Genomic DNA, 22,216 nt, shown 5'->3' with positions numbered 1-22,216 from the left:
AAATTGATGCTAAAAGGAGGTCAGGATGAGGACGACAGTGACGGTCGATGACGAACTCATTGCCAAGGCGACCGAGCTGAGTGGAATCACCGAGCGTTCGGCATTGATCCGTGAAGCTCTGAAGACACTGGTCAGAGTCGAGAGCTCTCGTCGGCTTGCGGCCCTCGGCGGTACCGATCCTGACAGTTCGGCTCCGCCTCGCCGTCGTGACGACGTGGCATGATCCTCGTCGATACTTCGGTGTGGATCGACCACCTGCATCAGCGGGATGAAGAGCTAGTTCGCCGATTGGAAGACGGAGCGGTCGGCAGCCATTCTGCAGTGATCGAGGAACTCGCTCTCGGTTCGATCCGCTCGCGTGAAGAGGTCCTCAGCAGCCTCGAGGACTTGTTCCGCTTCCCCACTCTCACTCACGAAGAGCTCATGTTCCTGATCTCGTCACATTCGTTGTGGGGACGGGGCCTGAGCGTTGCAGATACACACCTCTTGGGCTCGGTGATGCTCATCGAAGGTGCACTCTTGTGGACGCGTGACAAACGATTGCGTCGGGCGGCCGAAGAACTCGGACGGGCACACTAACGCACGGTCACTCGGCCTGGTGGACGAGCTGAATGAGGTTGCCGACCGTGTCGTCGAGGACGGCCGTGGTGATCGGACCCATCGTCGTGGGCTCCTGAGTGAAGGTGACCCCGAGGCTCTGCAGCCGTTCGTATTCGGCTTGGACGTCGTCGACGGCGAACTGATTCATCGGGATCCCATCGGCCACGAGCGCCTCGGTGAACGGCACCACCGCAGGATGCGAGTTGGGTTCGAGGACGATCTCGACACCGTCCGGGTCCTCGGGTGAGACGACGGTCAGCCACCGCGGACCGCCCATGTCGATATCGTGCTTGAGCACGAAGCCGAGGGTGCCCGTGTAGAAGTCCAGGGCCTTCTGCTGGTCGGTGACGAAGATGGACGTCCAGTTGATCTTCATGATGACTCCTCGGGTTCCGGTCGTGTGTCGGCGCGGTCGATGTCGTGGTGTCTGGAGACTATCAAGCCCGGTGCCCGAATTCGGCTTTCCGCCAAGAGATGTTGGGTTTTCCCCTCCGCACCTTTTGGCTGACTTCATGGCCGGCTCGGCGGCCGAGAGGAAGCATGGAGACATGACTTCTTCACAGCATCCTGCACAGCAGCTTCCCACCATCATCACCGCCGGAAACGTCACCAAACACTTCAATCAGACCTACGCTCTCGCCGGAGTCGACCTCACGATCGGCCTCGGCGAATCACTGGCGATCATGGGACCCTCCGGTTCGGGCAAGACCACCCTCCTGCACTGCCTGGCCGGCATCATCAGTCCCGACGACGGCCGCATCCGTCTCGCCCCGACCGACCGCAGCGCAGCCGCCGATATCACTTCACTCAAAGAATCCGGCCGTACCGCCCTGCGCCGCGAAGTATTCGGCTTCGTCTTCCAGCAGGGACTGCTCCTGCCCGAACTCACCGCCGTCGACAATGTCGCGCTCGCCGCCATGCTCGCAGGCATGAACCGGGCCGATGCCACCGCGCATGCTCGAGCCTGGCTCGACCGCCTCGGATTGACCGAGCATCTGAACAAGCGGATCGGTCAGCTCTCCGGAGGTCAGGCCCAAAGAGTCGCGATCGCCCGCGCCCAGGTCACCCAGCCCGTCGTCACCTTCGCCGACGAACCGACCGGAGCCCTCGACTCACGCACCTCCTCCGAAGTGCTCACCGAGCTGCTGAGCTCCACGACCGGCCGCGGATCCACTCTCGTCGTCGTCACTCATGATGAGAACGTCGCCGCCCGCTGCTCCCGAGTCGTCCGACTCGCCGACGGTCGCATCGTCGCCGACTCGGCCATGCAGGATGTCGCGCACTGATGAACGTCCTTCCCATCCTCCTGTCCCGCCAGTCCCTGACCTCGACGACCGCGAAGCTCGTGGGCATCGCCTTCTTCGCCTGCTCGACGATCTTCCTCACCGTCGCCGGCGGTGCCTGGGCCTTCACCGACCGCCCCGATGTCGCCGGATACTCCGAGATCGCCGACCTCTACCAACTCCTCGCGATCTTCGCCACCGTCTTCCTCATCGTTCCCGCCGTCAGCCTCGGAGTCGCCTCGGCGAAATTGAGCGCCCGCCGGCAGGACGAACGCCTCTCCACCCTCTCCCTCCTCGGCGCCGGCCGCGGCACGATCCGGCTCATCGCCGTCGCCGAGCCCGTCATTCCCGCCGCATTCGGGATCGTGCTCGGCATCGGCGGCTACCTGCTGGCCGCCTGGCCGCTGAGCTTCATCAGCTTCACCGGAGCGCCGCTGGGCTACCGGTCGCTGCTCATGCCCGCTTGGCTGCTCGCAGCCGTCGTGGCGGGCCTCGTCCTCATCTGCCTGCTCGCCTCTCTGCTGGGCCTGCGCAAGATCACCGTCTCCCCACTGGGCGTGCGCACCCGATCCCTGGCACGGAAGTTCCCCTTGGCCCGGGTGATCACAGCGATCCTGCTCGTCCTCGTCGTCGCCATCGCCACCTTCATCTCCACTCAGATGCAGCTGTCGACAACGGCCACAATCCTCTACAGCATCGCCACCATCGGGCTTGCCCTCCTGCTCATCAGCGTCGTCGGGGTGCTGTGCATCCGCATCCACGCAGGGATCGCGGGGAAGACCGCACGCGGACCCGCCTCGGTGATCGCTGCGGGAATGGTCGCCGACGCACCCGGCCAATACTGGCGTCGGGTCGCGGGGCTGGCGATGATCACCTTCATCGCCGTCGTCGGCGGGACGGGCACGGCGATGATGCGCAGCGGTCAGGAGGACTTCTCCGCCGAAGACCGAGCCGTCCTCGGCCCGTACCAGTACCTCGGCGACGACATCTTCACCGGACTCATCCTCACCCTGGCCATCGCCTTCATCCTCGTCATCGTCTCCGCCACCATCAATCAGGCCGCAGACATCCTCGACCGGGCCGACACCTACCGTGAACTCCACGCCGCCGGAATGCCGCAGACCATGATGCACCGGGTCACCGTGAAGGCCGTGATGTCGCCGATCCTCCTCGTCACCGTCGTCTCGCTGCTGCTCGGCGGAGGACTTGCCGTCCTCATGGCTTCTGCCGGCGACCTCGGTGATCCGCTCACCATCGGCACCGTCGCCATCGTCCTCGTCGCCGGAGTCGCGATGGTGTGGCTGGGTCTGCAGTTCACACGGCCCCTCGTCCGCCGAGTCACCGCGGCGTCGGCCTGAAAGGAGCACTCATGTCCACCACGTTTCGCACCGTTCCCCTCGTTCTCGGACGCAGATCTCTGACTTCGGCGAGCTCCATGCTCGTGGCCGCCGCGTTCTTCGCCTGCGCCACACTGTTCCTCACTGTCGCGGCAGGCACGTGGATGTTCTTCCAGATCCCACCGGATCCTGACCCCGCGGCGGAGGGCATGGACATCATGTACAAGACCCTGGCCGCATTGGCCACGGCCCTCCTCGTCATCCCCGCGGCCACCTTGGCCTCGGCCTCGGCGACGCTGTCGGCCCGCCGACAGGACGAACGACTCTCGACGATGTCGCTGCTCGGAGCTCGACGCTCCCAGATCACGGCGCTGGCCGTGGCCGAACCGCTCATGCCGGCACTGGTCGGGATCATCCTCGGTGTCATCGGCTATCTGGGACTGGCTCTGCCGGTCAGCTTCATCCACTTCATGGGCCGGCCCATCGGATACGGCAACATGCTCATGCCCGCCTGGCTCATCCTCGTTGTGGTCGCCTTCCTCGTCGCAGTGTGTGCCGGTTCGGCGCTCATCGGCCTGCGGAAGGTCGCCGTCTCCCCGCTGGGAGTGCGGACGAAGAGCCTGGAGCGGAAGTTCCCGCTGGGCCGCGTCATCGTCGCAGTCGCCGCCGTCATCCTCCTGCCGATCGTGTACACACTCACCCAGGCCGGGGGCCTCGGCGTCGGCATCGTCCTCGGCGCGGTCATCGGCTTCTTCGCCCTCGGACTCATCGTCGTCGATCTTCTCGGCGGGCTCCTCATCCGCTGGTTCGCCCATCTCAGCGGCAACCGAGCGGCCACGCCCGAGCGCCTCATCGCCGCCCGTCTGGTCTCCGATGAGCCGAAGCGATTCTGGCGGCGGGTCTCCGGTCTTGCGATGGCGGCCTTCACCGCCGCCGTGTGCGGATCCGGTGTCGCCCTGTCGCAGCTGGGCATCGACGCTGCCGAGGATTCCCAGGCTGGAGTGAGTGAGGCCGAGACCCATCTCTTCCACGACATGTTCACCGGGGTGCTGCTCGTCATGGGCATCGCGATCGTGCTCATCGCGGTCTCAGCGGTGATCAACCAGGTCGCCGACATCTACGACCGCGCGGACACCTTCGCCGACCTCCACGCCGCCGGCGCCGATCCCGAGCTCTTGCATCGGGCGCTGGTGCGGGCCGTCATGGCCCCGGCGATCTGGGTGTCGCTACTGGCGGGAGGCCTCGGACTGCTGCTCGTGCTCCCCCTGGCAGGAGCCGCGCTCGTCCTCAAACCGGTCACGTTCCTCACGATCCTCCTCACCGTGGTCGTGGGCATCGGGATCATCCGCGGCGGACTGCAGCTGACGAAGCCGATCCTGCACTCCGTAGCCACGGCCGGGCGGGCACGGGACTGACGAAGCCCCACCATCACCGAGGCGGCTCACCCGATCGGGGGGAGCCGCCTCGGTGACGGTGTCCGATTCGGACGGCGAAGTCTGCGTCAGTACCGCGCCCTAGGATGGTCGGCATCACGTCGGTGGGACCCTCCACGGGTCTCCGGGTACAGTTGGAGCGCACCACATGAGGGTGGGTGCCGATCAGCCTGTGAGGAAGAGGAAATCAAGTGAGCAACGACCAGGGCTATGACGGTCTGAGAACCCCGCCGCAGGACGTCGAAGCCGAGCAGAGCGTGCTCGGAGCGATGCTTCTGTCGAAGGACGCCATCGCCGACTGCGTCGAGACGATGAAGGGCGATGACTTCTACAAGCCCGCTCACGAAACCATCTACGAGGCGGTCCTCGACCTCTACTCCCGCGGTGAGCCCGCGGACTCGGTGACCGTGGCGAACTACCTGACGAAGACCGGCGACCTCGCCCGCGTCGGCGGTGCCGCTTACCTGCACACCCTCATCTCCTCCGTCCCGACCGCTGCCAACGCCGGCTACTATGCCGCGATCGTCAGCGAACAGGCCGTGCTGCGCCGCCTCGTCGAGGCCGGCACCCGGATCGTGCAGATGGGCTACGACGCCGAAGGCGACACCGATGACGTCGTGAACTCAGCGCAGGCGGAGATCTACAAGGTCACCGAACGCCACACCACCGAGGATTACGTCATCCTCTCCGACATCCTCGGCGAGGTGGCCCAGGAGATCGAACGCAACGGCAACACCGATGGCCAGACCGCGGGTGTGCCCACCGGCTTCACCGAGTTCGACAACCTCACCAACGGTCTGCACCCTGGCACGATGATCGTCATCGCCGCCCGCCCCGGCGTCGGCAAGTCGACGCTGGCGCTCGACTTCATCCGTTCGGCGGCGATCCACAACGATGCTGCCGCTGTGTTCTTCTCCCTCGAGATGGGCAAGAACGAGCTCGTCATGCGTCTGCTCTCGGCCGAATCGGAGATCCCGCTGCAGAACCTGCGCCGCGGCGAACTCAGCCCGCACGACTGGACGACCCTGGCCGCGACCGAGGCCCGCATCAACAATGCGCCCCTGTTCGTCGACGATTCGCCGAACATGGCCCTGACCGAGATCCGTGCGAAATGCCGACGCCTCAAACAGCAGCACAATCTGCAGATGGTCTGCGTGGACTACCTGCAGCTGATGTCCTCGGGCAAACGCGTCGAATCCCGCCAGCAGGAGGTCTCGGAGTTCTCGCGTTCGCTCAAACTGCTGGCCAAGGAACTCGAAGTCCCGGTCATCGCTCTTTCCCAGCTCAACCGCGGCAGCGAGCAGCGCACCGACAAACGGCCGATGATCTCCGATCTGCGTGAATCCGGTTCGATCGAGCAGGACGCGGATATGGTCCTCCTCATCCACCGTGAGGACATGTACGACAAGGAACACGAACGTGCCGGCGAGGCCGACATCATCGTCGCCAAGCACCGTGCCGGTCCGACGATGGACATCCCCGTGGCGTTCCAGGGCGCGAAGTCCCGGTTCGTCAACATGCCGCAGTGATGGACAGTGGTCGGATGCGCAGCGCCGCGGCGTACGGCAACAGGGCCGATCGCCGCTGGAACCGGGGCAGCAGGAACCCGCTGAGCATCGTTGTCACCGGTGCCGTCTTCGTCGTCGGCATCGGTCTGGTCTTCGCGATCGGGTATCTGTTCCCCTCCGTGCTGCTGGTCACCATCATCCTCGGCTGCCTTGTCTTCGTCGGCGTCACCTTGGCGATGCGAGGAATCATGGGACACACCGGGGCGTACTGGTACACGGGGCCCGTCGTCGCGATCGCCCTCATCGGCACGGTCATGCTCGCCGAGGATGTGGCACTGTCCCAGGCGGGTGAAGTCGCCGAGGTGGTCGTCGTCGATCACGAGGTCGACGTGAAGGTCGCGCGTGACTCGAACGGCAGACACCCACGGAAGGTCTTCACACACACCTACACGCTCGAACGCACCGACGGCACTCCGGTCGCCGAACCGATGATCTACCGCGGCAAGGACGGCTTCGATGACTTCGACGAAGGGGATGTGGTCTCCGTCCTCATCGATCCGGAAGGGAAGGCACCGACCAAACCGGTCGATGACGTCGACTTCGCCGCCGACATCGGCATCCTCGCCACCGGCCTGGTCACCTCGGGGATCGTGTTCCTCATCTGCTTCATCGTCGTGCTGCTGCGATGGACGCGCTCGCCCTCATCGCAGAACGTGCGCTGAGGAATCACGGCGATGTGATCGGATGTGCCTACTATGGCAGGCATGGACACCACTCCCAATGACCTGCTCGTCCTGCTCGCCGTTTCCCGCGCCTCCAAGTTCACGACGGCCGCCCACAACCTGGGACTGACCCACTCGACGGTCTCACGACGCATCGCCGCCTTGGAGAAGTCACTCGGCGGGCGGGTCCTGGCCCGATCCGAGGACGGCTGGGAGCTGACCGAACTCGGACAGAAAGCCGTCACCGTGGCCGAGCAGATGGAGACCGCAGTCGCTGAGCTCGGCAACACAGGGCAGGGACCGGACGCGGTCACCGGAGTCGTGCGCATGACGGCCACCGATGGGTTCAGCGCCTATATCGCCTCCCCGGCGGCGGCGAAGCTGCGGCGCCGGCACCCCGGACTGAGCGTGGAGATCGTGACAGTCACCCGGCAGGCACTGCAACAGCGATCGGGGCTCGACATCGAGGTCGTCGTCGGCGAACCGCGCGTGCACCGGGCGGAGGCGATCGAACTCGGCGACTACGAACTCGGACTCTACGCCTCGCGTGAATACCTGGACACCCAGGGCACTCCCGCTTCGGTGGAGGAACTGAGCGATCACCGCCTCGTGTACTTCGTCGATTCCATGCTCCAAGTCGACGACCTCGACGCACCGAGGCGGCTCTTCCCCGAGATGAAGGACGCGCTGACCTCGACCAACGTCTTCGTCCACGTCGAAGCCACCCGGGCCGGCGCCGGCATCGGGTTCCTGCCCTGCTTCATGGCCGACCTCCACCCGGATCTCGTGCGGCTCTTCCCCGACACTGTGGCCGAACGCCTGCCCTACTGGATGGTTCTGCGCCCCGACTCGATGCGCCGTCCCGCCATCGCGGCTCTCGTGCAGGCGCTCAAAGACCAGATGCTCGCCTTTCAGAATGCCCTCGAGGGCCGCGCCGGGACCAGGATATGAGCATGAACCAGCCCCGTACCGCTGTCGGTGACGAACTGTCGGGACGCCGTATCGTGCTCACCGCACAGCGGCGAGCCGAGCAGCTCGCCTCCGCTCTGGAGAGGCACGGTGCGCAGATCGTGCACGCGCCGACCCTGTCCGTCATTCCGCACAGCGACGATCCCGAACTTGTTGCGCGCACCCGCGAACTCATCGACCACCGACCCGACCTCGTCGTGGTCACGACCGGCATCGGATTCACCGGCTGGGGCGAAGTGGCCGAAGCTGCGGGACTGCGCGAAGAGTGGCACGCGATGCTTTCAGCAGCACGGATCGTCGCCCGCGGCCCCAAGGCACGAGGAGCGATCCAAGCCGCCGGACTCACCGCCGCCTGGGTCGCCGAATCCGAGACGAGCGCCGAGATCGAGGAGACCCTCCTCGCCGATGGCGTCGACGGCATGCGGGTCGCGGTGCAGCATCACGGTGCCGGAGCCGACGGACTCGATGAGGCCTTCGCCGCGGCAGGCGCCGACGTCCGCTCACTCGTCATCTACCGCTGGGGTCCGGCACCCGACCCGAAGGCTGTGGTCGACGCGGTCCGTCTTGTTGCGCAGCGCCAGTGTGATGCCGTCGCCTTCACCTCGGCCCCTGGTGCCGCGGCATTCCTCACCGCGGCCGAGGAACAGGGCCTGCTGCCCGCAGTGATCGAGGCGTTCAACGACGGTGTGGTGGCGGCTGCGGTCGGCACCGTCACCGCGGCTCCGCTGCATGCACAGGGGATCAGAACCGTGATCCCCGAGCGGTTTCGTCTCGGAGCTCTGGCCCGCACCCTGGTCAGTGAGCTCACCGGCTGATTCAGTCCGAGCAGAACTCGATCTCGGCGCCACTCGCTTCACGCAGCGCGGCGATCGCCTCCGCTTCCGACCTCAGCGCTCTCTTCAAAGTCGTCGAGACTGTGCCGAACGGAGCAAACCTGATGTTCAGTCGTCGATTCTGCTTCCGCACCCTCCAGGTGCCGACGATTCTGCCGTCGACGAGGAGCGTCCCGGGATCGCCGACGGTCTTCCAGACCTCGCGGTGGTGTTCCTTGGGCACAATCGTCTCCCGATCGCGCATCTGAGTGTAGGGATCGTGCGGTGGGAGAAGACGGACGCCGCGGGGAAGTTCGGCCCGGTGCAGCCGATCGACATCCTCGGCGAGCATCCAGGCCCTTCGGCCGCAGTCGATTTCGGTGATCTGCCCGTCGAGGAGATCCCACCACGGTTGCGCCTCAGTGGATCGGATTCCGAGCCATGCGGCGAAGTCGGCACGCGTCGACGGCCCATAGCAGTGCAGGTAGCGACGCAGGAGTTCGGCCCTGGCCCGGTCCCGCTCGTTCCCGTCGGGCGCCTGCGAGGAGGTGATCGAGGGTTCGTCGATCCACTCGTCGAGCAGAACGAATGGTGCCGTGTTGCCTTCGCGCGGGGCGAAGCAGAGGACCTGCCGCAGAGTGAGCAGGCGAATGCAGAAATGGACCACACCCGCGCCGAGGCTCTGCCCCTTCGCGTACGGACCGTCGGATTCCCATACCTTCCGCTGTGGGGTGGTCAGGGAGGGGCCGAGTCGGTCGGCCACCTCGGCGCCGAGTTCCGTGATCGTCAGCCGCCGCCCCGGCAGAACCTCGCGCACCTCGGATTCGGACCGATCGACGAGATCGCTCAGTTCCAGGCCGAGATCGTCCACCGACTTCTCGACGCCGAGGACGAAATGTCGCAGAGCTCTCTCTGTCTGCGGCAGCACCCCGGTGGTGAACACCGCGAGATCGGAGGTCGGGACGACGAACGGCGCGCCGCGCATGCACCAGGTCTGCACAAGGGACTTGTCCTCGGCGATCGCGGAGGCGAAACCTGCCTCGGACATATTCTCAACGCGTGCGTGCAAAGCGGTGAGTGCGGAACCGGGAGGACTGTTCTGGATTCCGCAGGCTCCCGCGGCTTCACCCAGCCTATTGTGATCGAGTCGCTCATCGAGGTGGTGAGCACTGAGACGGAAGGCGATGATCTCGTCGTTCGTCGCGGAGTCGGCCATGTGCACAGGCTAACTCAGCGACCAGAATCCACAGGGGACACCTGACCCGGTGGAGTCCGGAGATCATCGGAGCGAGCACACGCTCAGTCCCCGGTTCCCGGCTCGTAGGCGACGTCGTCGAAAGGCGGTGATCCAAGCGAAACGCGAGCGAAACATCTCCTCGCTACGCTGACCGCATGACAGAGACGGCGCATCCTGCACAGAGCCCCGCCCACCATGTGGAGGGCATGAACTTCTATACCCGCAAATGGGTCCGGCCCGAAGACCTCAACGCCAACGGCTCCCTCTTCGGCGGCAGCCTGCTGCGGTGGATCGACGAGGAGGCCGCGATCTACGCGATCATCCAGCTCGGCAACCACCGTGTCGTGACGAAGCTGATCTCGGAGATCGACTTTCAGGCTTCGGCGCGTGAAGGCGACCTCATCGAGATGGGGCTCATCGCCACTCATTTCGGGCGGACCTCGCTGACGATGAAAGCGAGGGTGCGCAATATGATCACCCGGAAGTCCATTCTCAGCATCGAGAAGATCGTATTCGTCGGCGTCGGCGAGGACGGCACCCCGATTCCCCACGGGTATTCGACGATCACCTACGACCGTGATCGGATGGCTCACCCTCAGGCGGAGCCCCTGTCGCAGGCGGGGAAGGTATGAGCAGAGGTTCCCTGACAGGGTGTCGCTTGGCGGAGTGAACGCGTCTAGCCTGGTGGATATGGGCAAGCAGCGGCGTCATCCGCGCACTGAGGAAAGGTGACACCACATGGAAACAGCAGATCTGCTGAAAGCGCTCAATGCCGGAGAGACGATCACCGGCGGATCGCCCCTACACGAGGTGATGCACCGGACCAGCCAGAGAGCTCTGCGCATCACCGCCCAGATCAACGGCAGCTATCACGAACCCGATGAGCTGCGAGCCCTGTTGGCGGAGCTGACCGACCGCCCGATCGACGCGTCCGTGATGCTGTTCCCGCCGTTTCACACCGATTTCGGTCAGAACATCACCTTAGGGCAGCGGATCTTCATCAACTCCGGGTGCAGCTTCCAGGATCAGGGCGGCATCACGATCGGCGATGACACCCTCATCGGGCACAACACCGTCCTCGCCACCCTCAACCACGGGATGGAGCCGGACCGACGTGCCGATATGCATCCGGCCCCGATCACCATCGGACGCAATGTGTGGATCGGGTCGAACGTGACGGTCCTCCCGGGCATCACCATCGGTGATGACGCTGTCGTCGCCGCGGCCTCCGTCGTCACCCGAGACGTCCCCGACCGCGCCGTCGTCGTCGGATCACCGGCGCACGTCGTGCGCACGGTCGATGAGTGAACTGCCTGTCTTCCCGCGGCCGGTCACCGGCCGCGCGACGATCACTCGTGATCAGCCGCCGAGGTAGGCGAAAGCACCGATGACCTGCGCCTTCGTCGCGATCTCAAGTGTCGGATCGAGCTCGGGTGCGAAGAACGGCGAGTGATTGGCCGGAACGTCGGTGAGCACGGTGCCGGCCTCCTCGGCGGCCTGGTACTTTTCGGCATCGAAGGACCCGACGAACCAGTAGGAGTACGGGATGCCGAAGGCACTCGGCAGTTCGCTGAAGTCCTCCGAGGCGGTCGCCGGGGTCGCCTCCTGCACCGTTTCTGTCCCGAAGAACTCGGTGAGCGCCTCGGTGACGGTGTCATTGACGGCCTCACTGTTGTCGGTCAGCGGGAACTGGTCGAAGTATTCGAAGGTCGGTTCCTTCGGTGCGCCGGCGGACTCACATTCGCCGCGGACGATGCGCTCGATCGAGGCGATCACCCGCTCACGCACCGCGGTGTCATACGTGCGGACGTTGAGCAGCAGCTCGGCCCGGTCGGGGATGATGTTCGACTTCGATCCCGCATTCGAGGCCCCGACTGTGACGACGGCGAACTCGCCGGGGTCCGTCTCCCGCGACACGATCGTCTGCAGGCGCAGGACGATCGAGGCGGCGATCACCACGGGATCGACGGAAAGATGCGGCATCGACCCGTGGGCACCACGTCCGAAGACCGTGATCTTCACCGAATCGCCGGCCGACATGACCGGGCCCGCGGCAGTGAAGATCTTTCCCACGGGCATCGGCATGACGTGCTGGGCCAGGGCGACATCCGGTGTCGGGATCTTCGACGTCAGCCCGTCATCGATCATCGCCTTCGCCCCGGCTGCGTTCTCCTCTGCCGGTTGGAACAGGGCGATATAGGTCCCTGACCAGGCATCGCGGTTCTCATTGAGCAGCCGTACCGCGCCGAGGAGGGCAGCCGCGTGCATATCGTGCCCACAGGCGTGCATGACACCGTCGACCTCGGAGGCGTAGTCGAGTCCCGTGTCCTCGGTGACGGGCAGCGCATCGATATCGGCGCGAGCGAGGACCGTGGGGCCATGTCCGTTCTCGATCACCGCGACCAGACCGGTGTCCGAGATGCCCTGGGGCTCGAGTCCGAGATCGGTGAGCTCCGCGGTGATGCGTTCTTTCGTCCGGTGCTCTTCGAGGCTGAGTTCCGGGTTGCGGTGGAGGTCCTTATAGAACTCGCGCTGCCAGTCGAGCTGAGCATCGAGGGAGTCAAGGAATGCGGGTTTCGTCATCGTGTCTCCTGTGATCCGGGGGTGGGTGCTTCCTGCGCTTCGAGCAGCCCGAGAGCGGACAGGTCCTTCCGCAGGGAGGCGGCATCGGTGAACACGTGCCCGAGGATCCCGAGGCGTTCAGCGGCCTCGGTATTCGTCGGCAGATCGTCGACGAACACGGTCCTGCCGGGGTCGAGATCGAACCGGGTGAGGAGGAGCTCGAAGATCGCCGGATCGGGTTTGACCATGCCGACTCGGCCCGAGACGACGATGTCCTCGAGCTCATTGATCGCCGGGGCCACGACGGGCGCGTGATGGATGGTCTCAGCCGACCAGTTCGAGAGCCCGAGCAGGCGGACGCCGGAGTCGCGCAGTTCGTTGACGACCTCGGCCATGCCATCGATGGGGCCGGTCAGTGACTTCTCGAAGTTCTCGTAGTAGCCGGCGATGATCTCACCATGACGGGGATCTGACTCGCTCGCTCGGGCGATGAGCTCGGTGATCGGAACCCCGGAATCAGCTGCGGTGTTGAGCGTGGGGAAGTCGGCCGCCTCGGCGAAGGCATGCCATTCCTCGGCACTCATCCGATCGGACAGAGGGCCTGTCTGATCCCAGCCGATGAGCACATTGCCGAGGTCGAAGACGACGGTCGTCGGAGTCGGGCGATCGGATTCGGTCATTGGCCACCACCTGTCATCGGCATTCTGGAGTCGACTCCCACGCTACCCGGACTCGGCGGGCCATTGTGGATTCGTCCCCGCTGACCTAGGTTGGACACATGATCGGCTACCCGCCACTGCAGATCCGGGTGAAGACGCCCCGACTCGAACTCGTCGGTGCCGACGACGAGATGCTCGCCGCGCTCGCCCCGCTCGTACATGAGGGCAAGGTCTTCGCCGAACCCGCTCCGTACGACGATCCGATGTCCTTCTACGAATCCGATCCGGACGTGCGCGTGAGCAAATGGCTGCAGAGCGTGTGGCGCGGACGGGGACGGTTCACTCCATCGGAGTTTCGTTTGGCCTTCGCGGTCCTCGTCGACGGTGAGGCCGTGGGGATGCAGGACCTCATCGCGGAGAAGTTCGACACCTGCGGCACTGTCCTCTCGTTCTCGTGGCTGTCGACGGATGTGCGCGGACGGGGGCTGGGCACCGAGGCACGCAGCGCCATGCTTCACTTGGCCTTCGCCGGACTCGGTGCCCGGGAAGCCAGCTCCGATGCCTTCGTCGACAACATCGGATCGAACCGGGTGTCCGAGGCGCTCGGCTACGAGCACAACGGCGTCGATTGGGACATCCGCCGCGGCGAACCGGGGCTGATCCAACGCTGGCGGCTGACTCGCGAGGCGTGGGAGGCGAATCGGCGCGAGGACATCGAACTCGGAGGCGTTCCGGAGTTCCTCGAGCTGCTCGATCAGGACTGAGTTCAACGCACTGCCGTGAGGTCAGGGTGTCGATCCCCGCGTTGGACGGAGGGTCTTCTGCGCACTCACTTCGAACCTGACGTCCGTGAGAGAATCGGGTATGGAAATTTGGGCCCTCGTGGCGGCATCGGTGGGCATCGTTGCAACGGGGCTGGTGGCCGGAACGGTGTTCGCATACTCGAACTCGGTCATGCCCGGTCTGCGCAAGGCCGATGACCGGACGATGGTCACGGCGATCCGACTCCTGACTTCGTCGGTCGCCAATCCGGTGTTCCTGATCATCTCGAACCTGGCACTGGTTGCCCAGATCGCGTTCGTGGTCCTGGCCTTCGTGGCGAACCTGCTGTCCGCCTGGGTCGGCATCGCCGCACTGGTCCTCTATGCAGCCACCCAGTTGATCACCTTCGCCGGGAACCTGCCCTTGAACAAAGCCATCATCAACGGCGGCGAACCCACCGCGGACAATGGATGGCACGGATTGCGCACGGACTTCGAGGACCGGTGGACCATGCTCAACCATTGGCGCGTGGTCACCGCCGCCGCGAGCACAGTCCTGTTGGTGGTCGCTGTCGGAATGATGTGATGCGGATGTTCCGTCGATAGCGGTATCCGTTCACAACTCCATCGAGAACACCTCGTGGAGCGGGGATTGGTGTCTGAGGTCGGGGTCGCGGTGCATGCCCAGCTTCTCGGCAACGCGCTGCGACGGCCGGTTCTCATGGTGGATGATGGCGATGAGGAGTGGAGTCACGCCGAGATCACTGGCGAGATCACGGCAGGTCAGAGCCGCCTCGGTGCGGTCTTTGGTGTGTGGGTAGTAGGCCATATCCTGCTCATCGTCGAGGAGGGCCGCCATTTCATCGAGGTCGTTCGACCGCATCTCTCGCAGACGCAAGCGGGGCGTTTCGAGAGGCGTCATGGGTTCAGGGTAGCCGGGAGGGTGGGAACCGTCGTCGGGTTGCGCGGTGATTCGGCGGATCAGCGGAAAGTGTTTGAAACCGAGCTCGAGCCGATCAGCGTGGACGACGCTGTCGGCGGTCTCGGACGACGGCCAGCACCAGCGCGATGATCAGCAGCAGGAGGGCGGAGAACCACAGCAGCGCGGCGAAGTCATGGAGCTGAGGCATCTGGGGAAGCAGAACGCAGGTGGCCGCGAGCAGCGTGAGTGCGACGATCCAACGAGTGAGTCTCGAGTGCGTCATCGCTCCTCCAGCGTCGCGGTTCACGGTCGTTGGCATCGACACTAAGGAGAGCCAAGGCGCCTGTCAACGTCGGTGACGGCGCCCCAGCAACCTGGCGCCGAGTTGCTGGGGCGCCGTCAGGTAGTAATGAGGGGATGAGAACGGCGACCCTTCGTCCCTCGCATCCGACGCGTGGTCGATTGCGAGGGCGAAAGGTCGCCGGTGTGTCTCAGCGGTCTCGCGGGGAGACCGACAAAGTCTCTAGGAGAGACCCTCTAAGAGTCTCAGAGGCCGCGGACGCGAGTCGCCTGCAGGCCCTTGGAGCCCATCTCAGAGTCGAACTCGACGTTCTGACCCTCGGTGAGCTCGCGGTAGCCGGAGGCTTCGATCGCGGAGAAGTGGGTGAACACGTCAGCCGAACCGTCGTCAGGCTGGATGAATCCGAAACCCTTTTCCGCGTTGAACCATTTCACGGTACCTGTTGCCATAATCTTTGTATCCTTATTTTTAAACTGATGACCGCTGATGCGATCGTGATGGTCGAACCCATTTCTGGGCCCGGCTTTCCCGCTGGATGAACTGAATCTTGGACACAGGTCCAACGAAAAACTGTGGGCGAACCGAGAGCTCGGAATTCATGGTGAGGGTGAGGACTCTGGTGAGAGGTCTCTGTCTCAGACGAAATCGTGGGGAGTCTCGGTTTCGATCATGCACTTGAAAGTGCTGGACGGAAGTCGTCAGATGAACGACGTGGAAAATCATGAGGGGCGCGGAAGGCAGACACGCGCCGACGGGCAAACACATGGTGTCGAACGAATCTACCTACACTAAAGACACCATCTGCTCCGCACATTTCTGTGCGAGAACAGTTCAAGCTTAACAGAGAGATCGTCCCAGTGGCGACATCGATCGAGATCATCACCGAAATCAGGCGCCCTGAGCAGGTCCGATGCCAACTCGACGGGCAGTCTGCACGCCGGAGCAGACCGCGCGAGATCGCAAACCGAGAGATGGCGCACAGTGATGTGCACTCGCCGATCCTGGTGTTTAGGATTGTATGCAAAACGTTTTGTATGCAATCCGCCGTGACCCCGGACGCAGGAGCACCGAGCCTTGGACAACCGAGAGACACCAATGCCGCCAGGCCCCCGCAGACAGCGTCGCCTCGCCGCGAAATACCGTCGCCGTCGCACCTTCGTCGCAGCGGCCGCGGTCCTCATCATCGCGGCCCCGGTGACGATCGCGGTGGCGGTGCACAACCTCGGCGCGAACATCTCGTCGTCTCCGCTGCGTGCCCACGACGGTGATGTTCCCGAGAAGCTCACCGACGAAACGAATATCCTCATCCTCGGATCCGACACCCGAGACCTCGACTCGACGAAGGATGACTCGGATGAGGCGGGCTCAGATTCCGATCCGAACGCCGACGGGAACTCCGAGGCCGCCTCGGGGCAGGGATTCGGCACCGCCGAGGGCGCCCGCAGCGATGCGATGATCCTCGCCCACGTCTCAGCCGATGCCGACCGCATCGACGCCGTGCAGATTCCACGCGACACGATCATGGACATCCCGGCCTGCGACGACACCGGAAGCGGGGCATCGCCAGCCGTGCATGGGATGATCAACTCCGCCCTCAACGCAGGACCCGCCTGTTCGGTCTCTGCCGCAGAGGTGCTCACCGGGGTCCGCGTCGATCACTTCATCAATGTCGATTTCGACGGGTTCGCAGCGATCGTCGATGCGCTCGACGGCATCACCGTCGATCTCGACGAACCGTTGAACGATCCGAAGGCGAACCTCGACCTGCCTGCGGGCGAGCAGACCATCGGCGGTGACGACGCGCTTGCGCTGGCTCGCACCCGGCACGCCGTCGGCGACGGCAGCGACATCTCCCGGATGGGCAACCAACAGATGGTCATGGAAGCCATCATCGACCGTGCCAAGAGCGGCCAGGTCCTCACCCGACCGGACCGCCTCTACGGATTCCTCGACGCCGTGACCTCGACCATCGGGGTCGACGAGGAGCTCGATTCGATGCGGGCGCTCGCCTCTCTGGCGACGACGGTCGCCTCAGTGCCGAAGGATGACATCACCTTCGAGATCATGCCGTGGACCGCGGCACCGGAGAACCCCAACCGCGTGGTCAAGTCCGCCGAAGCCGACGCCGTGTTCACCGCCATCAACGACGACGCACCGATCACTGACCTCGTCGGGTGAGGCGCCCGCCCAACCCGTCCATGCGTTATTCAACCTCGGCTCCTAGACTGGGCGGCATGTCTACGATCGAAATCACGCAAGACAACTTCGAGTCGACCATCAACGACAACGAAATCATCCTCCTCGACTTCTGGGCCGATTGGTGCGGCCCCTGCAAGCAGTTCGCCCCCGTCTTCGAACAGGCCGCCGAGGCCAACCCCGACATCGTCTTCGGCAAGATCGACACCGAAGCCCAGCAGCAGCTGGCCGGACTCTTCGCGATCTCCTCGATCCCGACACTCGTCGCCTTCCGTCAGGGCATCGTCGTCTTCGCCCAGCCGGGTGCGCTCGCCGCCCCGCAGCTCGAACAGGTCATCACCGCCGTCAAGGGCCTCGACATGGACGAAGTCCGTGCCGAACTGGCCAAACAGGATGCTGCCGCAGAGACTGACGGCGCGGACGGTGCCGGTCCCGATTCGATCCCGGCAGACCCGGGCGTCGAGCAGTGACCGAGGCCGGCAGCCACCACGACCACACCGGAGCCGAGCACTCCACGGCGGACGACGCCGGAGTGCCCGGTTCCGTGGCCGCTTGGGAAGAGCGCTATGCGGAGAAGCCCGACGCCATCTGGTCGGGCAACCCGAACGCGGCCCTGATCGACATCGTCGGTGACAAGACTCCGGGCCGTGTCCTCGACGTCGGCTGCGGCGAAGGCGCCGACGTCCTCTGGCTGGCCGAGAACGGCTGGGACGCCACCGGCATCGACCTCTCGACCACGGCCATCGACCGTGCCCGCCGGGCCGCCGAAGACCGTGGCGTCCAGGCCGAGTTCGCCGTCGCCGACATCTCCACATGGACACCGGGCATCGCGTCCTCCGACGACGAAGATCGCCGAGGCGGCTTCGACCTCGTCACCGGATTCTTCCTCCACACCCGCCTGCCCGACACCCGGGAAGAGCTGCTCGCCCGGGTCGCTGAGCACGTGGCACCGGGCGGAGCCCTGCTCCTCGTCTCCCACGCCACGATGCCGCCGTGGGCGGCCGAGCACGACGAGAAGTTCGACCACGGGATGGATCACCACCACGAACCGGTGAGCCCGAACGGAGACTTCGCTCTGCTCATCGGTGCCAGCCCTGACCGGTGGGAGATCGAACTCGCCGAGATCCGCACCCGGCAGGTGACCTCTCCCAGCGGTGAACCCGCAGAACTCGAGGACGCCATTCTCCTGGCCCGACGCGTCTGAGTCAGGCACCACCGGAAAGGCCGAGCGGTCACCAATGACCGCTCGGCCCTGGCCGTCTCACCTTGCAGGACGCGGTGAAATCACCCGCCGGGCCTAGTGCCTTTTCCCCGCCCGAAGGGCTATGGTTGAGCCATGGCTCGGTTCAGCTTCCTCGAGTGGCCGGTACTCCGGCAGTTCCGCACGTCGGATAAGACGGGACGCGGAGAATCAGTCGTGTCCCAGAAGACCCGAGACACCACCCCACGCACAACGACGGCCGACAAGGTCGTCCAGTCCGTGTGCCCGTACTGCGCCGTCGGCTGCGGACAGAAGATCTTCGTCAAGGACGACAAGGTCGTGCAGATCGAAGGCGACCCGGATTCACCGATCTCCCGCGGGCGTCTGTGCCCGAAGGGCGCAGCCAGCGAACAGCTCGTCAACAACCCCGGTCGCGTCACCGATGTCCTCTACCGTGCCCCGAAGGCCAAGGACTGGACGAAGATCGAACTGTCGACCGCAATCGACATGATCGCCGACCGCTTCATCGAAGCCCGCCGCAATCATTGGGAGGACTTCGACGACAAGGGCCATCCGCTGCGGCGGACGATGGGCATCGCCAGCCTCGGCGGAGCGACCATCGACAACGAGGAGAACTACCTCGCGAAGAAGCTCTACACCGCGGCCGGGGCGATACAGATCGAGAACCAGGCGCGTATTTGACACTCCGCCACGGTTCCCAGTCTGGGAACCTCGTTCGGGCGAGGCGGCGCCACACAACCCGTCCAGGATATGGCGAATGCGGACTGCATCATCATCCAGGGATCCAATATGGCCGAGTGCCACCCAGTGGGCTTCCAATGGGTGACAGAGGCCAAGGCCCGAGGTGCCCGCGTCATCCACGTCGATCCTCGTTTCACGCGCACCACCGCGATCGCCGATAAGCACGTTCCCATCAGGGCGGGCTCCGACATCGTGCTGCTGGGCGCGCTCATCAACCGAGTGCTCTCGGAAGGCAGCTACTTCGAGGAGTACGTGCGGGCGTATACGAACGCGACGAACCTCATCAGCGACGACTTCATCGGCGCCGAGGACCTCGATGGGCTGTTCTCCGGGTTCGACCCGGACACGCACTCCTATGACAACTCGTCGTGGTCGTACCAGACCGACGACGCTGGGGCACCGGTCCGCGACGAGACGATGAGCGACCCGCGGTCGGTGCTGCAGATCCTCAAGCACCACTACTCCCGCTACACCCCGGAGATGGTGGCCGAGAACTGCGGCATCAAACCGGCGGACTTCGAGTACCTCTACGAGTCCGTGACGCAGAACTCGGGTCGCGACCGGACCACGTGCTTCGCCTACGCGGTCGGGTGGACGCAGCACAGCCTCGGCGCGCAATTCATCCGCACCGCCTCGATCCTCCAGCTCCTGCTGGGCAATATGGGTCGTCCGGGCGGCGGCATCATGGCGCTGCGCGGTCACGCCACGATCCAGGGCTCGACGGACATTCCGACGCTGTTCAACCTGCTGCCGGGCTACCTGCCGATGCCTAACGCCGGAATCCACGACACCTTCGACGACTACGTCGCGGCCGTCGGCACCCCCGAGACGCACAAAGGCTATTGGGCCAACGGGCGTGCGTACGCGACGAACCTGCTCAAGGCGTGGTGGGGCGATGCGGCGACGCCGGAGAACGACTTCGCCTTTGACTACCTGCCGCGGATCAACGGGGCGCACGGCACCTATCAGACGCAGGTGCGCATGCTCGCCGACGGCGTCGACGGATACTTCCTGCTCGGCCAGAACCCGGCAGTCGGTTCGGCGAACGGCCGGATGCAGCGGATGGCGATGAGCCATCTGAAGTGGATGGTCGTCCGCGACTTCAGCCTCATCGAATCCGCCACCTGGTGGAAGGACGGCCCGGAGATCGAGACCGGGGAGCTGAAGACCGAGGACATCGACACCGAGATGTTCTTCCTGCCCGCAGCCAACCACACGGAGAAGGCCGGCACCTTCACGCAGACTCAGCGTCTCGTGCAATGGCGCAACAAGGCAGTCAACCCGCCCGGGGACGCGCAGAGCGAGCTCGACTTCTTCTACGAGCTCGGCAACGCCGTGCGAGAGAAGCTCAAGGACTCCGACGACCCACGGGACCGACCGCTGCTCGACATGACCTGGGACTACCCGGTCGATGACGAGGGCGAGGTCGACGCCGAGGCGGTCGTGAAGGAGATCAACGGCTACTTCATCGGCGGCGAACGCGACGGTGAGCCGCTGGAGAACTTCAACCAGATGACCGACGACGGCACCACCGCCGGCGGCTGCTGGATCTACGCGGGCATCTACGCCGGCGGCGTGAACATGGCCGCGCGACGCAAACCGCGGGCCGAGCAGGACGAAACCGCAGCCGAATGGGCGTGGGCGTGGCCGGCGAACCGTCGCATCCTCTACAACCGAGCATCGGCCGCACCGGACGGAACTCCCTGGTCGGAGCGGAAGAAGTTCGTGTGGTGGGACGAGGAAGCCGGGAAGTGGACGGGCAAGGATGTGCCCGACTTCCCGATCGATCGTGCACCGGCCGCCCGGTCGGATCAGGCGTACGGCGGGCCCAGCCACCTCGACGGCGATGATCCCTTCATCATGCAGGCCGACGGCAAGGGCTGGCTGTTCGCCCCCAGCGGCATGGTCGATGGTCCCTTGCCCACGCACTACGAACCGCAGGAATCTGCGGTGACGAACCCGTTGTACCCGCAGCAGAACAGTCCGACCCGAATGGTCATGCGCCGCGAGGACAACCTGTCGGCTCCGGGTGCCGGAGTGCCCGGTTCCGAAGTGTTCCCGTACGTGTTCACGACCTATCGGCTCACCGAGCACCACACCGCCGGCGGCATGTCCCGTTGGCTGCCGTACCTGTCCGAGCTGCAGCCGGAGATGTTCTGCGAGATCTCTCCGGAACTCGCTGCCGAAGTGGGGCTCGAACCCTACGGGTGGGCGACCCTGGTCTCCCCGCGTTCGGCCATCGAGGCACGCGTACTCGTGACCAGGCGGATGACTCCGCTGACGATCGGCGGGAAGACCGTCCACCAGATCGGACTGCCCTACCACTGGGGCGTCGGCGGAACCGGAGCCGTGGTCGAGGGCGATTCCGCCAACGACCTGCTCGGCGTGACGATGGACCCCAACGTCTACATCCAGAACAGCAAGTACGTCGCGGGAACGATCATTCCCGGCAGGCGTCCGCGCGGCCCCGAACTCGTCGACTTCGTCGAGAAGTACCAGCGAGAGGCAGGGCTGAGTCCCGAATCCGGCAACCAGCAGGTCACAGTGCCCGCCGAGGATGTCGAGGCCTCCCACGGCGCCGGTCACGGCGTCAGCGCCGGTGGGCACGCCCACCGCGGCGGCGATTCGGCCGTCGGCGTCAGCCCGGGCAAGACCTTGGGCGGGGGACCGGAAGGTTCGTCCGACGGGGACGGCCCGAGCGCCTCGGCGAGGGGATCTGATCACGGTACGACCACCTCGGGGGCGGTCGACAGTGCCGATGACCGGACCGGTCGGATCGGCCTCGAACCCGTCGAAACGGCGGTGGCCAACCGTGCCGACGACGGCGACCCGAGCGACGGCGACCCCGACCGGGGCCGGCACGGCGACGGCACGGCGATCACCGACATCGAGGCGGAAGCGGCCGAGGACCGTGCGATGAAGGCGCGGGAACGGCAGGAGAACGAGGAGGA

23 protein-coding genes and 1 pseudogene are annotated in these 22,216 nt (G+C 65.1%); 17 read left to right on the top strand and 7 right to left on the bottom strand.

Annotated features, from left to right (window positions below):
• Positions 1–25 precede the first annotated feature (25 nt).
• Both L1F31_RS18445 and L1F31_RS18440 read left to right on the top strand, forming a co-directional pair.
• Positions 26–223, top strand: a complete 198-nt coding sequence (locus tag L1F31_RS18445) for a type II toxin-antitoxin system VapB family antitoxin (RefSeq protein ID WP_265418670.1) — start codon at positions 26–28, stop codon at positions 221–223.
• Positions 220–579, top strand: coding sequence for a type II toxin-antitoxin system VapC family toxin (locus tag L1F31_RS18440; protein WP_265418669.1), 360 nt, complete (start codon positions 220–222; stop codon positions 577–579). Before L1F31_RS18445 ends, L1F31_RS18440 begins: the two co-directional genes overlap by 4 nt.
• Positions 580–586: 7 nt before the next feature.
• Here L1F31_RS18440 and L1F31_RS18435 read toward each other — a convergent pair whose 3' ends face one another.
• Positions 587–976 carry a VOC family protein gene (locus L1F31_RS18435; RefSeq protein WP_265418668.1) on the bottom strand — a complete coding sequence of 130 codons (390 nt, stop codon included), beginning with the start codon at positions 974–976 and terminating at the stop codon, positions 587–589.
• 172 nt (positions 977–1,148) lie between these two features.
• On the opposite strand from L1F31_RS18435, the gene L1F31_RS18430 reads away from it, so the two are divergent.
• From L1F31_RS18430 to L1F31_RS18400, 7 genes are all read left to right on the top strand, one after another.
• Positions 1,149–1,886: an ABC transporter ATP-binding protein gene (locus L1F31_RS18430; protein ID WP_265418667.1), complete on the top strand. Its 738-nt coding sequence runs from the start codon at positions 1,149–1,151 to the stop codon at positions 1,884–1,886.
• Positions 1,886–3,241 carry an FtsX-like permease family protein gene (locus tag L1F31_RS18425; RefSeq protein WP_265418666.1) on the top strand — a complete coding sequence of 452 codons (1,356 nt, stop codon included), beginning with the start codon at positions 1,886–1,888 and terminating at the stop codon, positions 3,239–3,241. Before L1F31_RS18430 ends, L1F31_RS18425 begins: the two co-directional genes overlap by 1 nt.
• Before the next feature lie 11 nt (positions 3,242–3,252).
• Positions 3,253–4,635 (top strand): FtsX-like permease family protein, encoded by a 1,383-nt coding sequence (locus tag L1F31_RS18420; RefSeq protein ID WP_265418665.1) that lies wholly within the window; start codon positions 3,253–3,255, stop codon positions 4,633–4,635.
• A 209-nt stretch (positions 4,636–4,844) separates the two neighbouring features.
• Complete coding sequence (dnaB, locus tag L1F31_RS18415; RefSeq protein WP_039211746.1) at positions 4,845–6,182, top strand: replicative DNA helicase; 1,338 nt, start codon at positions 4,845–4,847, stop codon at positions 6,180–6,182.
• On the top strand, positions 6,179–6,883 hold the full coding sequence (locus L1F31_RS18410; protein WP_265418664.1) for a hypothetical protein: 705 nt from the start codon (positions 6,179–6,181) through the stop codon (positions 6,881–6,883). Before dnaB ends, L1F31_RS18410 begins: the two co-directional genes overlap by 4 nt.
• A 42-nt stretch (positions 6,884–6,925) precedes the next feature.
• A complete protein-coding gene (locus tag L1F31_RS18405; RefSeq protein ID WP_265418663.1) occupies positions 6,926–7,834 on the top strand; it encodes a LysR family transcriptional regulator in 909 nt (302 codons plus the stop codon).
• Between the two features lie 2 nt (positions 7,835–7,836).
• Positions 7,837–8,667 (top strand): uroporphyrinogen-III synthase, encoded by an 831-nt coding sequence (locus L1F31_RS18400; RefSeq protein ID WP_265418662.1) that lies wholly within the window; start codon positions 7,837–7,839, stop codon positions 8,665–8,667.
• A 1-nt stretch (position 8,668) separates the two neighbouring features.
• Here L1F31_RS18400 and L1F31_RS18395 read toward each other — a convergent pair whose 3' ends face one another.
• Positions 8,669–9,880, bottom strand: coding sequence for a winged helix DNA-binding domain-containing protein (locus tag L1F31_RS18395; RefSeq protein WP_265418661.1), 1,212 nt, complete (start codon positions 9,878–9,880; stop codon positions 8,669–8,671).
• Positions 9,881–10,056: 176 nt separating this feature from the next.
• On the opposite strand from L1F31_RS18395, the gene L1F31_RS18390 reads away from it, so the two are divergent.
• Entirely contained in the window at positions 10,057–10,533 is a 477-nt protein-coding gene (locus tag L1F31_RS18390) for an acyl-CoA thioesterase (RefSeq protein WP_265418660.1), read from the top strand.
• A gap of 106 nt (positions 10,534–10,639) precedes the next feature.
• Complete coding sequence (locus tag L1F31_RS18385; protein WP_265418659.1) at positions 10,640–11,209, top strand: DapH/DapD/GlmU-related protein; 570 nt, start codon at positions 10,640–10,642, stop codon at positions 11,207–11,209.
• A gap of 51 nt (positions 11,210–11,260) precedes the next feature.
• Here the strand turns inward: L1F31_RS18385 and L1F31_RS18380 are convergent, their stop codons facing one another.
• Both L1F31_RS18380 and L1F31_RS18375 read right to left on the bottom strand, forming a co-directional pair.
• On the bottom strand, positions 11,261–12,484 hold the full coding sequence (locus tag L1F31_RS18380) for an amidohydrolase (RefSeq protein ID WP_265418658.1): 1,224 nt from the start codon (positions 12,482–12,484) through the stop codon (positions 11,261–11,263).
• Positions 12,481–13,143, bottom strand: coding sequence for an HAD family hydrolase (locus L1F31_RS18375; protein ID WP_265418657.1), 663 nt, complete (start codon positions 13,141–13,143; stop codon positions 12,481–12,483). The genes L1F31_RS18380 and L1F31_RS18375 overlap by 4 nt, the downstream gene beginning before the upstream one ends.
• A 98-nt stretch (positions 13,144–13,241) precedes the next feature.
• Between L1F31_RS18375 and L1F31_RS18370 the strand changes: the two genes are divergently transcribed.
• Both L1F31_RS18370 and L1F31_RS18365 read left to right on the top strand, forming a co-directional pair.
• Positions 13,242–13,886, top strand: coding sequence for a GNAT family N-acetyltransferase (locus L1F31_RS18370; protein ID WP_265418656.1), 645 nt, complete (start codon positions 13,242–13,244; stop codon positions 13,884–13,886).
• 100 nt (positions 13,887–13,986) lie between these two features.
• A complete protein-coding gene (locus L1F31_RS18365) occupies positions 13,987–14,469 on the top strand; it encodes a DUF1772 domain-containing protein (protein ID WP_265418655.1) in 483 nt (160 codons plus the stop codon).
• A gap of 30 nt (positions 14,470–14,499) precedes the next feature.
• Here the strand turns inward: L1F31_RS18365 and L1F31_RS18360 are convergent, their stop codons facing one another.
• From L1F31_RS18360 to L1F31_RS18350, 3 genes are all read right to left on the bottom strand, one after another.
• On the bottom strand, positions 14,500–14,805 hold the full coding sequence (locus L1F31_RS18360; protein ID WP_265418654.1) for a GNAT family N-acetyltransferase: 306 nt from the start codon (positions 14,803–14,805) through the stop codon (positions 14,500–14,502).
• A 94-nt stretch (positions 14,806–14,899) separates the two neighbouring features.
• The gene (locus L1F31_RS18355; RefSeq protein ID WP_265418653.1) at positions 14,900–15,088 is read right to left on the bottom strand and encodes a hypothetical protein; all 189 of its coding nucleotides are present in this window, start codon (positions 15,086–15,088) and stop codon (positions 14,900–14,902) included.
• 263 nt (positions 15,089–15,351) lie between these two features.
• Entirely contained in the window at positions 15,352–15,555 is a 204-nt protein-coding gene (locus tag L1F31_RS18350; RefSeq protein ID WP_062240453.1) for a cold-shock protein, read from the bottom strand.
• A gap of 646 nt (positions 15,556–16,201) precedes the next feature.
• Between L1F31_RS18350 and L1F31_RS18345 the strand changes: the two genes are divergently transcribed.
• From L1F31_RS18345 to fdnG, 4 genes and pseudogenes are all read left to right on the top strand, one after another.
• On the top strand, positions 16,202–17,284 hold the full coding sequence (locus L1F31_RS18345; protein ID WP_265418652.1) for an LCP family protein: 1,083 nt from the start codon (positions 16,202–16,204) through the stop codon (positions 17,282–17,284).
• A gap of 56 nt (positions 17,285–17,340) precedes the next feature.
• A complete protein-coding gene (trxA, locus tag L1F31_RS18340; RefSeq protein ID WP_265418651.1) occupies positions 17,341–17,772 on the top strand; it encodes a thioredoxin in 432 nt (143 codons plus the stop codon).
• A complete protein-coding gene (locus L1F31_RS18335; protein ID WP_265418650.1) occupies positions 17,769–18,506 on the top strand; it encodes a class I SAM-dependent methyltransferase in 738 nt (245 codons plus the stop codon). The genes trxA and L1F31_RS18335 overlap by 4 nt, the downstream gene beginning before the upstream one ends.
• 132 nt (positions 18,507–18,638) lie before the next feature.
• Positions 18,639–21,800, top strand: a pseudogene (gene fdnG, locus L1F31_RS18330) (formate dehydrogenase-N subunit alpha); the annotation flags it as partial.
• Positions 21,801–22,216 lie beyond the last annotated feature (416 nt).

It is taken from the genome of Brevibacterium spongiae, from assembly GCF_026168515.1.
Taxonomy (GTDB): domain Bacteria; phylum Actinomycetota; class Actinomycetes; order Actinomycetales; family Brevibacteriaceae; genus Brevibacterium; species Brevibacterium spongiae.
The sequence above is the reverse complement of the archived record's forward strand: the minus strand, read 5'-3'. Positions and strand labels throughout refer to the sequence as shown.

Coding starts and splice junctions, on each gene's coding strand:
- L1F31_RS18445 (WP_265418670.1), top strand. CDS start 26: ATGAGGACGACAGTGACGGTCGATGACGAACTCATTGCCAAGGCGACC.
- L1F31_RS18440 (WP_265418669.1), top strand. CDS start 220: ATGATCCTCGTCGATACTTCGGTGTGGATCGACCACCTGCATCAGCGG.
- L1F31_RS18435 (WP_265418668.1), bottom strand. CDS start 976: ATGAAGATCAACTGGACGTCCATCTTCGTCACCGACCAGCAGAAGGCC.
- L1F31_RS18430 (WP_265418667.1), top strand. CDS start 1,149: ATGACTTCTTCACAGCATCCTGCACAGCAGCTTCCCACCATCATCACC.
- L1F31_RS18425 (WP_265418666.1), top strand. CDS start 1,886: ATGAACGTCCTTCCCATCCTCCTGTCCCGCCAGTCCCTGACCTCGACG.
- L1F31_RS18420 (WP_265418665.1), top strand. CDS start 3,253: ATGTCCACCACGTTTCGCACCGTTCCCCTCGTTCTCGGACGCAGATCT.
- L1F31_RS18405 (WP_265418663.1), top strand. CDS start 6,926: ATGGACACCACTCCCAATGACCTGCTCGTCCTGCTCGCCGTTTCCCGC.
- L1F31_RS18400 (WP_265418662.1), top strand. CDS start 7,837: ATGAACCAGCCCCGTACCGCTGTCGGTGACGAACTGTCGGGACGCCGT.
- L1F31_RS18395 (WP_265418661.1), bottom strand. CDS start 9,880: ATGGCCGACTCCGCGACGAACGACGAGATCATCGCCTTCCGTCTCAGT.
- L1F31_RS18390 (WP_265418660.1), top strand. CDS start 10,057: ATGACAGAGACGGCGCATCCTGCACAGAGCCCCGCCCACCATGTGGAG.
- L1F31_RS18385 (WP_265418659.1), top strand. CDS start 10,640: ATGGAAACAGCAGATCTGCTGAAAGCGCTCAATGCCGGAGAGACGATC.
- L1F31_RS18380 (WP_265418658.1), bottom strand. CDS start 12,484: ATGACGAAACCCGCATTCCTTGACTCCCTCGATGCTCAGCTCGACTGG.
- L1F31_RS18375 (WP_265418657.1), bottom strand. CDS start 13,143: ATGACCGAATCCGATCGCCCGACTCCGACGACCGTCGTCTTCGACCTC.
- L1F31_RS18370 (WP_265418656.1), top strand. CDS start 13,242: ATGATCGGCTACCCGCCACTGCAGATCCGGGTGAAGACGCCCCGACTC.
- L1F31_RS18365 (WP_265418655.1), top strand. CDS start 13,987: ATGGAAATTTGGGCCCTCGTGGCGGCATCGGTGGGCATCGTTGCAACG.
- L1F31_RS18360 (WP_265418654.1), bottom strand. CDS start 14,805: ATGACGCCTCTCGAAACGCCCCGCTTGCGTCTGCGAGAGATGCGGTCG.
- L1F31_RS18355 (WP_265418653.1), bottom strand. CDS start 15,088: ATGACGCACTCGAGACTCACTCGTTGGATCGTCGCACTCACGCTGCTC.
- L1F31_RS18350 (WP_062240453.1), bottom strand. CDS start 15,555: ATGGCAACAGGTACCGTGAAATGGTTCAACGCGGAAAAGGGTTTCGGA.
- L1F31_RS18345 (WP_265418652.1), top strand. CDS start 16,202: ATGCCGCCAGGCCCCCGCAGACAGCGTCGCCTCGCCGCGAAATACCGT.
- trxA (WP_265418651.1), top strand. CDS start 17,341: ATGTCTACGATCGAAATCACGCAAGACAACTTCGAGTCGACCATCAAC.